The organism is Chachezhania antarctica, assembly GCF_003646465.1.
Lineage (GTDB): Bacteria > Pseudomonadota > Alphaproteobacteria > Rhodobacterales > Rhodobacteraceae > Chachezhania > Chachezhania antarctica.
Genome location: NZ_QZEX01000002.1, coordinates 578,063 through 593,824 on the forward strand (window position 1 = coordinate 578,063; position 15,762 = coordinate 593,824).

Annotated in this window: 12 protein-coding genes; 3 read left to right on the forward strand and 9 right to left on the reverse strand. The window is 67.1% G+C overall.

Annotated features, from left to right (window positions below):
* Window positions 1-349: 349 nt before the first annotated feature.
* Both D4754_RS06445 and D4754_RS06450 read right to left on the reverse strand, forming a co-directional pair.
* Complete coding sequence (locus tag D4754_RS06445) at window positions 350-1,705, reverse strand: PQQ-like beta-propeller repeat protein (protein WP_240453771.1); 1,356 nt, start codon at window positions 1,703-1,705, stop codon at window positions 350-352.
* A gap of 63 nt (window positions 1,706-1,768) precedes the next feature.
* A complete protein-coding gene (locus tag D4754_RS06450) occupies window positions 1,769-2,452 on the reverse strand; it encodes a hypothetical protein (protein ID WP_121062078.1) in 684 nt (227 codons plus the stop codon).
* 674 nt (window positions 2,453-3,126) lie between these two features.
* Here D4754_RS06450 and D4754_RS06455 point away from each other — a divergent pair.
* Window positions 3,127-4,509 (forward strand): efflux RND transporter periplasmic adaptor subunit, encoded by a 1,383-nt coding sequence (locus D4754_RS06455; protein WP_121062079.1) that lies wholly within the window; start codon window positions 3,127-3,129, stop codon window positions 4,507-4,509.
* Window positions 4,506-8,273 carry an efflux RND transporter permease subunit gene (locus D4754_RS06460; protein ID WP_121062080.1) on the forward strand — a complete coding sequence of 1,256 codons (3,768 nt, stop codon included), beginning with the start codon at window positions 4,506-4,508 and terminating at the stop codon, window positions 8,271-8,273. The genes D4754_RS06455 and D4754_RS06460 overlap by 4 nt, the downstream gene beginning before the upstream one ends.
* A gap of 499 nt (window positions 8,274-8,772) precedes the next feature.
* Here D4754_RS06460 and D4754_RS06465 read toward each other — a convergent pair whose 3' ends face one another.
* The 4 genes from D4754_RS06465 to D4754_RS06480 all read right to left on the reverse strand — a co-directional run bounded on the left by D4754_RS06465 (window position 8,773) and on the right by D4754_RS06480 (window position 13,527).
* The gene (locus D4754_RS06465) at window positions 8,773-9,027 is read right to left on the reverse strand and encodes a hypothetical protein (protein ID WP_121062081.1); all 255 of its coding nucleotides are present in this window, start codon (window positions 9,025-9,027) and stop codon (window positions 8,773-8,775) included.
* A 24-nt stretch (window positions 9,028-9,051) separates the two neighbouring features.
* Window positions 9,052-10,863 carry an ABCB family ABC transporter ATP-binding protein/permease gene (locus D4754_RS06470; RefSeq protein ID WP_121062082.1) on the reverse strand — a complete coding sequence of 604 codons (1,812 nt, stop codon included), beginning with the start codon at window positions 10,861-10,863 and terminating at the stop codon, window positions 9,052-9,054.
* A gap of 104 nt (window positions 10,864-10,967) precedes the next feature.
* Window positions 10,968-11,426: a hypothetical protein gene (locus D4754_RS24215; RefSeq protein WP_205589583.1), complete on the reverse strand. Its 459-nt coding sequence runs from the start codon at window positions 11,424-11,426 to the stop codon at window positions 10,968-10,970.
* Between the two features lie 28 nt (window positions 11,427-11,454).
* Window positions 11,455-13,527, reverse strand: a complete 2,073-nt coding sequence (locus D4754_RS06480) for a LysM peptidoglycan-binding domain-containing protein (RefSeq protein ID WP_240453772.1) — start codon at window positions 13,525-13,527, stop codon at window positions 11,455-11,457.
* 104 nt (window positions 13,528-13,631) lie between these two features.
* Here D4754_RS06480 and D4754_RS06485 point away from each other — a divergent pair, with 104 nt between their 5' ends.
* Complete coding sequence (locus tag D4754_RS06485) at window positions 13,632-14,192, forward strand: LOG family protein (RefSeq protein WP_121062083.1); 561 nt, start codon at window positions 13,632-13,634, stop codon at window positions 14,190-14,192.
* Between the two features lie 6 nt (window positions 14,193-14,198).
* Here the strand turns inward: D4754_RS06485 and D4754_RS06490 are convergent, their stop codons facing one another.
* Genes D4754_RS06490 through D4754_RS06500 form a run of 3 tightly spaced genes read right to left on the reverse strand, consistent with a single transcriptional unit; the run spans window position 14,199 to window position 15,749 of the window.
* Window positions 14,199-14,747 (reverse strand): periplasmic heavy metal sensor, encoded by a 549-nt coding sequence (locus D4754_RS06490; RefSeq protein WP_121062084.1) that lies wholly within the window; start codon window positions 14,745-14,747, stop codon window positions 14,199-14,201.
* Window positions 14,747-15,130, reverse strand: coding sequence for a hypothetical protein (locus D4754_RS06495; RefSeq protein WP_121062085.1), 384 nt, complete (start codon window positions 15,128-15,130; stop codon window positions 14,747-14,749). Before D4754_RS06495 ends, D4754_RS06490 begins: the two co-directional genes overlap by 1 nt.
* The gene (locus D4754_RS06500) at window positions 15,117-15,749 is read right to left on the reverse strand and encodes an RNA polymerase sigma factor (protein ID WP_121062086.1); all 633 of its coding nucleotides are present in this window, start codon (window positions 15,747-15,749) and stop codon (window positions 15,117-15,119) included. The genes D4754_RS06495 and D4754_RS06500 overlap by 14 nt, the downstream gene beginning before the upstream one ends.
* Window positions 15,750-15,762 lie beyond the last annotated feature (13 nt).

Below are 15,762 nucleotides of genomic sequence, written 5' to 3' on the forward strand. Positions count from 1 at the left end.
CCTTACCCTATCCGATCCCAACGCGAAAGCCATGATCCGAAGCATGCCGTCCTCTGCGGAACCGCCCCAGCCCTCTTCGCGGAGCCGCCATCGCGCTGCCGATCAGAGCCATGGCGCCGTCCGCGTCAAGGGGGCGCCCGCGCCCCGCGCGAAGCGCGGCTTGCCCTTGATGCGGGCGGGGTCATGGATCAGGCAGCAGAAGCGATGGCGGATCTGCGAAGCGGGCGACCCTCTTCGTGGTGAGCCAGAGCCTCTTCAGAGCCGCCAAAGCAGGAACGATAGGGGCCGCCCGTGTCCCGCGGGGTGGGCGGGCGGGCGCGGGACACGGGCGGTCCCGACGCCGGAAACGTCAGCGAAACGCGTGAAGCTGCCCCTTGCGCGACACGACATAAAGCGTCCGGCCCGCGACGACCGGCGCCGAGGCCGCGCCGCCGGGGATCTCGGCCGTGGCGGTCAGCGCCCCGTTCGTGGGATCGAAGAACCGCAGATTGCCGTCGGAGGAGGCAATCACGATGCGCCCGCCTGCAAGGATCGGTCCGTAATTGGCATAGACCGGCCCGCGGCGCTTCGGGCGGTCCTTGACGAAGCCCGGAAGGTCCACGGCCCATATCGGCGCGCCGTCGCTTGCACTCACCCGGATCAACCGGTTCGTGTCCGAGACAAGGAACACGGACCCACCGACCGGCCAGACTGGCCCCAGCGCACCTTCCTGCGCGGTCCAGATCCGACCGCCGCCGCCCGTGTCGAACGCCGCAAGGCGGCCGGAATGGTTGCCGGCATAAAGCTTGCCACCGTCAACGACCGGGCTGCCCGTCACGTCCGAGATCCGCGACACCGCGCGGCCCAGCCGCTGTCCGGAAATCGACGCCGACCACCGCCGCAACCCGCCTTTCGAGAAGACGGCGATCAACTCGCCCGACCCGAAGGCAAAGACCGCCAGAGGCCCCGCCAGCACGGGTGCCGGGCCGCCCAGGATATTGGCAACCGAGGGCGAGCCCGCGAACTGCCACGCGATCCGGCCCGTTTTCGTTTCGATCGCCCAGCCGGTATCGTCGCCCGACACGAGGTAGACGAGCCCGCCGGACACCATCGGCGTGCCGTTCCCGGTTCCGCCCAGCTTCTGCTGCCAGCGCACGCCGCCAGATGTCGCGTCCAGCGCCGTCAGGTTGCCGAAGCCGGAGGAGACGTAGACCGTGCCGTTGTCATAAGCCAGCCCACCGCCGGTGGCGCTGGTCTCGGCCTCGCCCGCAGGCGTGACATCGACGCTCCAGACCGTCTGACCGGCGGTCGAGGTCGCGGTCACGGTCGCGCCCGAATCCATCGTGAAGATCCGCCCGCCGCCAACCACGGGTGTCGCCGTGATCCGCTGCCGGCGCGTGTCGGCCTTGCCGATGGGCGCCGACCACGCGGGCTGCGGCGCCGGGCTCAGCGCGGCATGGGACACGCGGAAGGCCTGCGTGCCGAAGCTCTGCTCCCACGACGCGTTGACCGTCTGGCCGGGCAGGCTGATCGGCAGGGTCTTGTTCTGGCTGGGGGTTGCCGCCGGCTCGGGCTCGGCCGCGCCGCCGCCGCCCACGACCGTCCGGACATCCTGCCGCTCGCCGGGCAGGATGACTTCTTTTTCCTCGCAGGCGGTCAGGACCAGCAGGAGACCTGCCATCAATCCGGCCACGACGGTCCGCGGAAGCGCAAAAGGTACTGTCATCGGTCGCCTGTCATCTGCCCGTCTGTATCACGCCTGCCCGTTCGGGATCGCGTCGGTCGCGCCTTATCCCGGCGCCCCCGGCACGCTGTTCGGCGTGCCGCCAAGGGCCACAATCACTTGGCTGACCCGCTGTTGCAAGCGCTCGGAGACCTGGGAGTCCATCAAAATCGTCTGCAGGCGGTCGATTGCCGCCTGTTGCTCGCCCGCCTGGATGTCCAGGAGCGCCAGCTGCTCCTCGGCCAGAAGCCGCACGGCAGAGCCCGGCGTCGCCAGCGCTTCGAAACCGGTGCGCTTGTCATCCGTGCCGATGCCGCTGTCGCTCAGCGTCAAAGCCTTGAAGCGGGCGATCTGGCGGTAGACCTCCGGCAGCGCATCCGACGCGGCCACGGCCTCGTACCCCGAAACCGCCGCGGCAGGCTCGCCCGCCTCGGCTTCGGTTCCGGCGGCCAGCAGCCGCACCACGGTCGCGCCATCGGGATCGTCGGCCGCGAATTGCTGGGCCACGGTATCGAGCGCGCCGGCGCGGGCATCGGCCCGATCTTCGGCCATCGCCGCCAGCACCGCATCGCCAAGCGCTTCGGCCGACGACCGCAGGCTTGCCTTGCGGTATTCGTTGTAGCCCGCACCGCCGACGATCAGCAGCACGGCCGCAACGGCAATCCAGCCATACCGCCGCATCAGCGCGAACATGCGGTCTCGACGGACCTCTTCGGTCACCTCGTCGATGAAACTGTCCGTGTTGCTCATCCGGCGCTGCCCTTCTTCGCTTGTTTCCCGCTTTAGCCCCCCGCGTTCCCGCGAAAAACCTTGCGTGCCGCGCCCTCTTACTCTGCCCGGAACGACAATCCAAGGGCACCCGGCCACTCGTTGAGACGCGTCCGACGAAATGCCGCCCCGCGGCATCCCGTGACCGATCCAAAAAAAAGTTTCAGCTAAACTGTTCAGTTTAGACGCGGAGCGCACTATATCACCGATCAGTGACTACACAGGCCGTCAAAACCGGTCTGCACACCGCCGCACGGACTGGACAGGAACCTGGCGATGGACACGATGGACCCAAGGCAATTGCTGCGGCGCAGAGACAGGCCGTTGCCGCCCCCTGCACGTGCCCGGAGGCCAGCCCGGCACCCGTCGCTGCCGGATGAAATGCGGCGGAGTCCGGCATTCCCGCTTGAAATCATGCTGCCCTGCAGCACATTCTGCAAAAGATCCTTGGCCAGACCGGTCGTTTCGTGGCAGCACGCGGGCGGGAAGGCCTGCTTGTATGGCCCCGGTGGCGCAGCAGATCGACGGCTCAAAGGGTCCGGCTCCCCCACCCGCGAGGGGTACGGACGTGACCATGCACGAATTGCGGGGCTGACTGCCCCTGTCATGGTCCACACGGGCAGACCCTACCAAAGACATTTTCAGGACGACCGCATATGCGACTGATTCCCATTCTTACAGCAATCCTGGTGATGGTAGCGCTGTACCTTGCCGTGTTTCAGCGCGACGCGCTGATGGCCTTCGCGCGTAATGATCTGGCGTCCGTGATCTCGCCGGACGACAGTGCAAATGCGACCGAAGCCGGCGCCGCTGACGACACCCGCACCGCCGCCGTAACGCCCGACGCCGGCGCCGCCACGGCGACGGACGCCACGACCGCCGCCACGACGGACACGACCACCAGCCCCGCGGCCGAGCCCGCGAAAGGCACCATCGGCGTCGTTGCCCTGAGATCGAAGGCGCAGTCGGTCGACAGCGCGGTGATCCTGCGCGGCGAAACCCGCGCCATGCGCGAGGTCGAGGTGCGCGCCGAGACCACGGCCCGGATCGTGTCGGAGCCGCTGCGCAAGGGGACCTTCGTCAAGAAGGACGACATACTGTGCAAGCTGGATGAAGCCACGCGCCTTCAGGACGTCGAACAGGCCCGCGCGGCACTGGCACAGGCGAAAAGCGCCGAACCCGAAGCCGCCGCGATGCTCGCACAGGCAGAAGCTTCGCTTGAGCAGGCCAACATCGACCTGACGGCAGCCGAGCAACTGAACAAGGGCGGCTATACCTCGACCAGCACGCTGGCCGCACGGCGCGCGGGCCAGCGTACGGCGCAGGCCTCCATCGCCGCCGCCGAAAGCGCGCTGGAAGGGGCCAAGGCCGGGATCGAAGGCGCCGAGGCGTCGCTGGCCAAGGCCGAGCGTGAACTGGATCTTCTTGAGATCCGGGCGCCCTTCGACGGGCTTCTGGAAACCGACACGGCGGAACTGGGCAGCCTGCTGCAGGCCGGCGGGCTGTGCGCCACGGTGATCCAGCTTGATCCGATGAAGCTGGTGGGCTTTGTCCCGGAAACCCAGATCGCGCGCATCGACATGGGCGCGCAGGCCGGTGCACGGCTGGCCACGGGCGAAACCGTGACCGGACAGGTGACCTTCATCGGCCGCTCGGCCGACCCGACCACCCGGACGTTCCTGACCGAAATCACCGTCCCCAACCCCGACCTGAAGATCCGCGACGGCCAGACCGCCGAAATCGCGATCTCGGCCGCGGGCAAGCAGGCGCACAAGCTGCCGCAATCGGCGCTGACGCTCAACAATGACGGCACGCTGGGTGTGAGAACGGTGGAATCGGACGGCATCGTGGGCTTCCACCCGGTCGAACTGATCCGCGACGATGTCGACGGGATCTGGGTCGACGGTCTGGCGGACGAGGCCAACGTGATCGTGGTGGGCCAGGATTACGTGACCGCGGGCATCCCCGTCAGCGTGACCTACAAGGACGACATCCACGGCGACGGGGATGACGCAAGCACGGCGGAGACCAAACCATGACCGGTATCGTCGACTGGGCCGCGTCACGGGCGCGGATGGTCATTGCCTTCATCGTGCTGTCGCTGCTGATCGGCGGGTTCGCCTATGTCAGCCTGCCCAAGGAAGGCGAGCCGGATATCGAGATCCCGGCCCTGTTCATATCGGTCCAGTTCCCGGGCATTTCCGCGGAAGACAGCGAAAGCCTTCTGGTCAAACCGATGGAGACCGAGCTCGCCGATCTGGACGGGCTGGAGAAGATGACGGGGACGGCCGCCGAAGGCTATGCCGGGGTGGCGCTGGAATTCGAATTCGGCTGGGACAAGCAGGCCATCATGGCCGACGTGCGCGACGCGATGAACGCGGCGCAGGCATTTTTCCCCGACGGGGCCGAACAGTATACGATCACCGAGATCAACTTTTCCGAATTCCCCATCGTGATCGTCAACCTGACCGGCCCGGTGCCGGAACGGACAATGACCCGCGTCGCCAGCCAGTTGCAGGACCGGCTGGAAAGTCTGGACGCGGTGCTGGAGGCCGGGTTGGCGGGCGACCGCGAAGAGATGGTCGAAGTGGTGATCGATCCGCTGCGGCTGGAATCCTACAACGTCACTGCCGGAGAGCTGATCAATGTCGTCCAGAACAACAACCAGCTGATCGCCGCGGGCGAGGTGGAAACCGCGCAGGGCAAGTTTTCCGTCAAGATCCCGGCCTCGTTCAAGACCGCGCAGGACATCTATACCCTGCCCGTGAAGACCAACGGCGACCGCGTGGTGACGCTGGGCGATCTGGCCCGGATCAACTTCACCTTCGAAGACCGCGCCGGCACCGCCCGGTTCAATGGTCAGGACACCGTCGCGTTGCAGGTGGTGAAGCGGAAGGGCTACAACCTGATCGACACGGTCGACCAGGTGAAGGCGAGCATCAAGGAAGCACAGACGGAATGGCCGCCCGAATTGCAGGCCGCCGTTCAGGTGGGCACATCGAACGACCAGAGCCGTGTCGTGGGCTCGATGGTCAGCCAGCTTGAAGGCTCTGTCCTGACGGCCGTGGCGCTGGTGATGATCGTGATCCTTGGCGCGCTGGGGTCCCGTGCCGCGCTGCTGGTGGGCTTTGCGATCCCCACCTCGTTCCTTCTGTGCTTCGCGTTCCTTGCCCTCATGGGCGTTTCGATTTCCAACATCGTCATGTTCGGCCTGATCCTGGCCGTGGGGATGCTGGTCGACGGCGCAATCGTCGTCGTTGAATATGCCGACAAGCGGATCAAGGAAGGCTCTGGCCCGATGCACGCCTATGTCGAGGCGGCGCAGCGGATGTTCTGGCCCATCATCTCGTCCACCGCGACGACACTTTGCGCCTTCCTGCCGATGCTGTTCTGGCCCGGCGTCGCGGGCGAGTTCATGGGCATGCTGCCCGTGACGCTGATCTTCGTTCTGACGGCCTCTCTGGTGGTGGCGCTGGTCTACCTGCCGGTCGTGGGCGGCGTTTCCGGCCGGATCAGCAGGACATTCCAGTATGGCTCCGACATCCTGCGCGACCGCTTGCCGTGGATCGTGCGGGCCATTCTGGTGCCGCCGTCGATGTACCTGATGTTCATCGGCGCGATGCAAACGCTGAACCCGGCCTATCTCCTGCCCTTCGGTGCGGGTGCGGCGGGGTCGATCCTTGGCGCCGTGCTGTTCCTGACCGGCGCCTTCCTGTCGTCCATCACGCTGGGGGCCGCCAAGCTGGAGCGCAAGGCCCGCAAGGTGAAGACGGGCAGTGGCTATACCCCCTTCGGCTGGGTCATCAAGATCATCGTCGGCAACCCGATCATGCCGGTCGTCGCGCTGGCCGTGGTGGGACTTGCCGTGGCGACCACCTTCGTGATGTTCAACGAACGCTCGCTGGGTGTGGAATTCTTCGTGGAAAGCGAACCGGAGCAGGCCACCGCCTATGTTCGGGCGCGAGGCAACGTCTCGCTGACGGAAACCGACGCCATGGTGCGCGAGGCCGAGCGCGTGATTTCGGCCCATCCCGCCGTCGTCAACGTCTTCGCCTTCGCGGGCGATGGCGGGCTGAACACCGATGCGTCGGGCGCGCAGCTGCCACCCGACACGGTGGGCCAGGTCCAGTTCGAGATCATTCCGTGGGAAGACCGCCCCACCAACAAGCGCGATTTCCTGGGGGGGCTCTTCACCAGCGAAACGACGGTGCCGGAATATGACGGCGATTACGTGCTGGACGAGCTGAAGGCCGAACTGGCCAAGCTCCACGGCTTCATCGTCGAGGTCAAACCGCTCTCGCAGGGCCCGGGCGAAGGCAAGCCGCTCCACCTGCGTCTGAAGGGCGACAACTGGGACGAACTGACCGCCGCCACCCTGATCGCGCGCGACCGTTTCGAGGAAACACCGGGCCTGATCGAGATCGAGGACAGCCTCCCCCTGCCCGGCATCGACTGGCAGATCGACGTCGATGTCGAAAAGGCGGGCCGCTTCGGCGCCGACGTGGCAACGGTGGGCGCGATGGTGCAGCTTGTCACCCGCGGCATCCTTCTGGACACGATGCGCGTCGACACCTCGGACGAGGAGATCGATATCCGCGTCCGTCTGCCCGAGCAGTTCCGCGTCCTATCCACGCTCGACACGCTGAAGGTGCGCACGGCCGACGGGCTGGTGCCATTGTCCAACTTCATCAGCCGCACGCCGGTGGAAAAGATCGCCACCATCAACCGCGTGGACCAGAAGCGGTTCTATGACGTGAAAGCGGATGTCGGTGCCGGCCTGTTCGAGATCCGGACAGGCCCCGTCGACGATCCCACAACACTCGCCATGTTGCGGCTGCTGGCCGATGGCCAGCTGGCCGACGGCGACGTCCTGACACGTTCGACCGGCGACAGGTATGAACTGGTGACGCTGCAGGACGCCGGAAGCGTGGCGGCGGTGCAGGACGCCATCGACGACGACGCGCGGTTCGTTCCGGTCAACGCCAACGAACGGATCGAAGGTCTGACGCAATGGCTGGACACCAATCCCCTGCCCGCGAGCATCGAATGGGAATGGACCGGCGACCAGGAGGAACAGGCAGAAAGCCAGGAGTTTCTGTCGAAGGCCTTTCTTGGCGCGCTGGGGCTGATGTTCATCATCCTGCTGGCGCAGTTCAACAGCTTCTACAACTCGGTGCTGGTGCTGCTGGCGGTGATCCTGTCGACCACCGGCGTGCTGATCGGGATGATGGTGATGAACCAGCCGTTCTCGATCATCATGACCGGGACGGGCATCGTGGCGCTGGCCGGGATCGTGGTGAACAACAACATCGTCCTGATCGACACCTACCAGGAATATTCGCAGTACATGCCGCGGATCGAGGCGATCATCCGCACCGCGGAAAGCCGGATCCGTCCGGTGCTGCTGACCACGATCACAACGATGGCGGGTCTTGCGCCGATGATGTTCGGGCTGTCGCTCGACTTCATCAACGGCGGCTATTCCATCGACAGCCCCACGGCGCTGTGGTGGAAGCAGCTGGCCACGGCGGTCGTCTTCGGGCTGGGCGTGGCCACGGTGCTGACGCTGATCGTGACGCCGTCGCTGCTGGCTATCCGGGTCTGGCTGGGCACCTACCTGGCGCTTCTGGGCCGTCTTCTGGCGCGCGTCACCGGTGGCCGCTCCAGCCGCATCGCCCGCGACATGCGCCTGCGCCGCAACGCGCGGAAGGTGAAGGCGACCGAGATCCTGTGGGACGACGAAACCGACAGCCCCAAACCGCCCGGCGACCGGCGGCACACGCCGCTCCGCGCGGCGGAGTGACCGGTGGACCGGTGCGGTGCGTGGAAACCACGCACCCTACCGCGCGTCGGAAGTTGATCACCGTTGGGGGAACCTTGGCCTGGGAGACCGGAACTTGGCGTAGGGTGTGTGCTCTGCACGCACCTTCCCGCGTCCGACGCATCCAAAGGGCGACCGGTTCCGCGTCTCGGCCCTGACGACGCCCCACACGGCTCACGGCTCCTTACCGCCACCTCCACGGCAAAGGCCGTGCATCCGCCGACAGAGTTGCTCCGGGATCCTGTCGCTGGTGCAGATCAAGCGTAAAGCCACGACCCGCCCCCGCGCCCGCCCCATATAGCGCACGCAGGATATGACCGGCCCTCAGCCGACGGCGGCTCCGCAACGCGCGCCGCAGCCTTCAGACGCCCGGCCCTGCCGAATATGAAACTGGAAAGCGCCATTCTGAGACGGCGTAGATCCGGCATACAGTCTTTCGCCGTGCCTCACGAGGACGCAGTCCAGCGGAGGGACACGCCCGTCACATCCGCGTCGTCCGCCACACCCCCGCCTCGCTGCGGGAAAGACGCCAGCGCCGCGCGCCGACATCCGTTCCCTTGGAAGTTCGGTAGGCGGGGACATCCAGCACGATGTCAGGACCGTCGTGGCGAAACTCACCCATGACGGTCACACCGTCCGAGAACTCGACCAAACAGGCCGGGGGCGCGCCGCCGTCATCTTCGACCGTGACGCGACCGCCCCGGAAGGCGTGGCTATGGGGGAAGGCAAAGCGCATCGGAGCCTCCAGGAAAAGGCCGGGTCAGGCGGCCTCGGACTGTTGCCGCTGCCACAGCGACGCATACCGGCCACCTCGGGCCAGCAGACCTTCATGCGTGCCGGTCTCGGCGATTTCGCCCTCGTGCAGTACGACGATCCGGTCGGCATCGGCCACGGTTGACAGCCGGTGCGCGATCACGATCACCGTGCGTCCCTGCCCCGCACGTTCAAGAGCATCCTGAATCTGCGCCTCGGTCTCGGTATCGAGCGCGCTGGTCGCTTCGTCCAGAAGCAGGATCGGCGGGTCCTTCAGCAGCGTTCGGGCGATGCCCACGCGCTGCTTCTCTCCGCCCGAAAGCTTCAGGCCGCGTTCGCCCACCGGCGTATCGTAGCCTTCGGGCAGACCGGCGATGAAATCGTGGATCCGGGCGCCGCGGGCGACGTCCTCGATCTCGTCCTGCGTGGCGCCGTCGCGTCCGTAGCCGATGTTGTAGCGGATGGTGTCGTTGAAGAGGACCGTGTCCTGCGGAACCACCCCGATGGCCCGGTGCAGGCTGTCCTGGGTCACCGACCGGATGTCCTGTCCGTCGATCTCGATCGCGCCGCCCGTCACCTCGTAGAACCGGAACAGAAGCCGCCCGATGGTCGACTTGCCCGAACCCGTCGCGCCCACGATGGCCACAGTCTTGCCCGCGGGCACCGTCAGGTCGATACCCTTCAGGATCTCGCGGTCCGGGTCATAGCCGAAGCGGACATCGCGGAACGTGATCTCTCCGCCCCCCGCCTTCAGGTCGGGCGCGTCGGGGGCATCCTTGATCTCGGCCGGTTGTTCCAGCAGTTCGAACATCTCGCCCATGTCGACCAGCGCCTGCCGGATCTCGCGGTAGACGGTGCCCAGAAAGCCCAGCGGCACGGTGATCTGGATCATGTAGGCGTTGACCATCACGAAATCGCCTACGGTGAGGGAGCCGTCCTGCACGCCGAGCGCCGCCAGCACCATCACGCCGATCAGGCCGCTGGTGATGAACAGGCTCTGCCCGAAATTCAGGAAGGACAGGGAATAGGAAGTCTTGAGCGCCGCACTTTCATAGCCGCGCATGGCTATGTCATAGCGGCCGGCCTCGCGCGCTTCGGCGTTGAAATACTTGACTGTTTCGTAATTCAGCAGGCTGTCGATGCCCTTCTGGTTGGCATCGGTGTCGCTGTCGTTCATCTGCCGGCGCAGCTTCACGCGCCATTCGGTCACGACGAAGGTGAAGACGACGTAGAAGAAGATCGTCACCGCCACGATCACCAGGTACCAGATGTCGAACATCGTGGTCAGGATGATCCCCACCAGCAGCAGTTCCAAGATCAGCGGCCCCACGCTGAACAGCACGAAGCGGAGCAGGAATTCCACCCCCTTCACGCCGCGTTCGATGATCCGCGAGAGCCCCCCGGTCCGGCGCGAAATGTGGTAGCGCATGGACAGCGCGTGGATGTGGTTGAACGTCTCGAACGCCAGCTGCCGCAGGGCGCGTTGGGCGACGGGGGCGAAGACGGCGTCGCGCAGCTGCTGGAAGCCCGCCATCATCAGCCGCGACAGGCCGTAGGCCACGGTCAGCGCCACGGCGCTGAGGCCCAGCATCGGCAGCGCATCCTTGGCCAGCCCGTCCACCGCGCCCTTGTAGAAGAACGGCGTGGCCACGGTGATCAGCTTGGCCAGCACCAGCAGGATCATCGCCCCCACGACCCGGGGGCGGACCCATGTCGGCTCCTGCGGCCACAGGTAAGGCACGACACGTTCCAGCACGCGCCAGCCGGAGCGGCGCTCGTCCCGGGCAGTGACAACCTGGGGGCTGGATGTGTCGGTCATGTGGGGCGGGCCTTTTTCCGGAACGAACAAGCTCATCAGATAGGGCGGACAGGGTGAAATGGCCAGCCGTCAGCCGCGCACACCCGGCCCGCCCCTTGCGCAGATCACTCCAGCCCGAACACAGCGGCCCAGCGCGCCATGGTCATGCCGGGCCGGTAATCGGCCTGCATGGCCGGGTCCAGGGCCTCGATCAGCAGCCGGTTTTCGATCCAGAGCTCCACGCACTCGAACGGCCCGCGGTTGCAGATCCGGCCGTTCCAGGCTTCGGCTTCGGCCAGCGCCAGGATCTCCCCCCGGTTCAGGGGCGAGGCGACGGCCGCGTGGGCGAAGGTGGGCGTGGCGTCCGCCTCTCCCACGTCGCAGACGATCTGGTCCGGACCCGCGCGCAGGGTGTGGGTCAGCGGATAGACCTCGATCGCGGTGCCGTCGTCTTCTGCGGCGAAGGCGATCCAGCAGTCGGGGAAAGGCGGGAACGGCATCGCCCGTCCGCCCAGCACGCGGGCCAGCACATTGGCCACGCGTTCCGGCGCCGCGGCGTTGATGGAAAGGTGCAGGAGGGGCATGGCAGTGACCCTTGTCCGGCAGGTGACATCAGTCTGGGAGCGCGAAGACCTGTCCGGGGTAGATCAGGTCGGGGTCACGGATTTCTCCCCTGTTGGCCTCGAACACCTGAACATAAAGCAGCCCGTCGCCATATCGGTCGCGCGAAATCGCCCAGAGAGTGTCGCCCTTCTGCACCGTCACGGCGCGCGGACGCCCATCGGCGCCGGGCGGGGCGTTTCCGGGGGCGGGCTGGATCAGCTGCTCGGGGTTCTCGCGCTTGAACGGCGTTTCCAGCCGGCTGGTGACGGTGCCGCCTGTCCCGATCTCGTCCAGCCGCAGGGTGTAGATGCCGGGGTCGATGCCCTGCAATTCGCCCCGCCAGCGGCCCGCATCGTCGGCCGGGATGTCGGCGATGGCCACGTTGTCGAGGTAGACCCGCACGGTCGAGGCACCGGCGGAACTGCCCGTCAGGTAGACCTGCCCGTCCTCGGTATAGCTGATCGTCGAAAGCTCGATCCGTTCCAGCGCATTGGGCGGTGTCGGGGAGCCCCCCTGCTGCACCACGTCGACCCCGTCGCGGCTGGTGCGCAACACGGTCAGCTGCTGCGCCGGGGCACCGGGGGCCGCCGCGCCCGACGGGCGGTCCACGGTGGGGGATGTGTCCCCGGCCTTCGCATCGACCCGCGGCTGGGCAGGCGCGGCGGCGATCTGCGTGTCGGGGGCGGGCGGGATGGCAGGGGCATCGGTTGTCGTGGCGTCTTCGGTGTCTATGGTCGCGACGTTTTCGGCCGGGCCGTCTTCGGTCGCGGTGTTCTCTGCCGCGACGGTCCGGGCCGGCGCCTCTTGCGTATCCGCAGGCTGCGCCGGGCCGGTGGTGCCGCCGCTGTCTTCGGACGTTTCAGTCGTGCCGCTGGCAGGTTCGGTCGATCCCACGGTGCTGGAGGGCACGGCGCTCTCCGTCTCCTCGTCCGAAGCGGCCGCGACTGTCGTGGACTGCGTCGCGGCGTCGGTGGAGGGTGTGGTGTCCTCCGGTACCGGCGTATCGTCGGCGACAGCGCGGGTAACCGGCGCCGGCTCTTCCCCAGTTGCGGCGTCCGCCAGAGCAGCGGTGCTGCCGGTCGTCTCGGGTTCAGACCCGTCCGGGGCGGACGCGTCGGGCAGGTCCGGTCCGGTGGAAGCGGCCTCGGCAGTGGTCTCGTCGCCTGTCGCATCCTCATCCGTCGCGGTGTTTGTGGCGCCAACCGTTGCGGACGTTGGTCCGTCTGCCTCGGCGACCGGCTCCGAGGCGCTGGTGTCGGCCACGGACGGCAGCACCCAGAATTCATCGGCGGCTTCCACGCGCTGTCCGTCGCGTTCGGCGAAGACCTCGATAAGTGTTTCTTCCGTCACCACGCCCACATCGCCAAAGCCCGCGTACTTGCCATCGCGGCCTGCGGTCATCCGGGCGATTTCACGTCCGCCGAAGGTGGCAATGACAACGGCGCCGGGGGCGGAGGTTCCCGCGATCACGACAGAGCCGTCCGGATCGACCCGCAGCAGATCGACCTCGGGCGCGGCCAGCGATCCCGCCGGGGCAGCGGCCGGCGTGTCATCGTCTGCCGGTTCGTCCGGCGCGGTTTCCGTTTCCGCAGCGTCGGTGCCCGTGGCTTCGGGCGCAGTCGGTTCAGGAGCCGCCGGTTCAGGAGCGTCGGTGCTGGCAGTCTCGTCTGACGGTTGTGCAGGGTCGTTGCCGGGCGGCGGTGCATCTTCCGCCTCGGGCGCCTCGCTGACGGCAGCAGGCGCGTCGGTTGTCTGATCGGGGGTGTCGCCCTCCCCGACGGGTGAGGCATCGGCCTGATCCGTGTCCCCGGTCGCCTCCGTCACCGGCGCCCCCTGCCCCGAGGCCGATTCGGAAGGCTCGGGCGCAGGTTCGGAAACGGGGGCTACCGACGCGGTGTCGGACGGCTCGGCTTGCGGCGCGGCCGGCTCCTCTGCCGCGCGTTCCGGCGGCTTCCCGCCGAACAGCGTTTGTACATCATCTGCATAGTAGTAGACGCCCGCAGAGGCCCCTGCGACCACTGCAACAATGGCAGCGATCCAAAGCACTGTCCTGTCATTGCCCGCGCCGGACCCTGCAGCCATTCGTCATCCCTGCTGCGCGCAGAAAATTCCTGCACGCTGTTGAGCCCCACCATCTTACCGGTTAACAGGTCGCACCCCCCTTGCAAATGCAGAAAGGCCGACCAATGGGCGCCAAATCCGTCTGTGTGTATTGCGGATCACGTGCAGGGGCAAATCCAGCCTACCTGCACGCGGCCGAAGAACTGGGCACGGCACTGGCCCGCGAGGGCTGGCGACTGGTCTACGGCGCGGGCGATGTCGGGCTGATGGGCGTGGTGGCACGAACAGCGCAGGCGGCGGGCGGAGAGACCTTCGGCGTCATCCCCACGCACCTGATGAAGCTGGAAGTCGGCAAGACCGACCTGACCCGGTTCGTGATCACGGAAACGATGCACGAGCGCAAGAAGGTCATGTTCATGAACGCCGATGCGGTCGTTGTTCTTCCCGGCGGTGCCGGCACGCTGGACGAGTTCTTCGAAGTGCTGACCTGGGCGCAGCTGGGCCTGCACGGCAAGCCGGTGCTGGTGCTGAACGTCGAAGGATTCTGGGATCCGCTGACCGGCCTGATCGACCACGTCATCGCGCAGGGCTTTGCCGATCAGTCGCTGAAAAGCCACTTCCAGTCCGTGGAAACGCCCACGAAAGCCGTCGCCCAATTGCGCGCGGCCTTCGCGGCCGAGGGCTGAGGCCCCCTAGTCGTCGCTCTTGTCGTCCCGCTCACGGCCCTCATGGCGCGCCTTGCGGTCGTGCCAGCGCTCCTGACGGCGTTCGAACGCCTCTTGCAGGCGGTCGGCATAGTCGGCCCGTTCCGCCGCACTCATGCCGGCGACATGGTCCAGCCATGCGGACTTGAACGCCTTGTGCTGATCGAAAACGCGGTGACCGTTGGCTTCCAGAACCCGTTCGATCACGGCCGGATCGAACGGATTGGCGCGAAGACCCGCGTCGATCACGGCCAGTTCTTCCTCCGGCGACGGGCCGCGTTCGCTGCCGGATGCCGACAGGATTTGCCGGCTTTCCGCCCGCAGGTCGCGCCGGTCCTCCCGTGGGAGCTCGCGGTACAGAAGCGACCCGATCGACCGCGGCGGCGGCCCATCCGGCCCTTTCGGCCCGCCTAGGCGCAAGGCCATCCCAAGGACCGAGCCCAGAACAAGCAGGTTCAGCGCCAGCGAAACGCCCAGCAGGATCCGCATCCAGCCCGGCGCGCGGCGTTTTGGTTCCGACAGATCGCTGTCGCTCATCATCCGTCCTCCGCCAGGCTTTCGGCCTCGATGGCCGCAAGAAGCTGGGTGTCCATGTATTCGATTTCACTGTCGGCAAGCGACATCAGTTCGGCCGGGTCCGGCAGGCCCTGCGGCGGCGCGAAGCCAATCCACACGCCCGCAGCACAGGCTGCGGCCAGGCCGCCCAGCCCCGCCCAGCCGCCAAGCTGCGCGCGAAGCTGACCGGCAAACCGCCGCGGCGCGCGTCGGCGCACGGCCAGGGGGATGATATGGGCCGTCTTCGGCTGTTCCGCCGCGGCATCCGCCAGCACCCGCGCCATCAGGTCGTCAGGGCCTGTGTCGAGCCGCAGATCGGCCAGCATCCTCTCCAATTCCGCGTCGGTCAGTTCATGCTTGGTCATCGTCGAACCCCAGTTCCCCGCGGCGCCCGGCCAGCGCCGCCTTCAATCCCCGTTTGCCCCGTGCCGTCAGGCTTTCCACCGCTTCGACGCCAAGGCCCATTATCTCGGCAATCTGGGGATTTGCGAGCCCCTCGATATGCCGCAGCACCACTGCCTGCCGCTGGCGGTCGGGCAAAGCCTGCAGCGCCGCGTCGAGCGCCGCCTGGCGCGCCTTCGCCTGCATCGCCTCGGGCGCGCCTGGTGCGGGATCCATCGGTTCCGGCACCGCGTCGATATCCACCGTGCCGCCCCGGGCCCGCCGCTTGCGATCGATACAAAGGTTCATCGCCACACGGTAGAGCCAGGTCGACACCTTCGCCCGGTCCGGCTCCCAGTCCGGCGCAATGCGCCAGAGCCTGAGCAAGGCCTCCTGCGCCACGTCCTCGGCCTCGGCCCGGTCGCCCAGCACCCGGACGGCCACCGACAGCACCCGCGGCAAATGCCGGGCGGCCAGTTCCTTCGCCGCCCGGTCGTCGCCCCGGGCGAACTGCGCCAGCAAGACATCGTCCGACGGCACGGGATCGGCCCGGGAAGAGTCCCGGACCGCCCTGGCCGTCGCTATGTTCGGGCTGTCGTTCATTCGCACGCAGTCT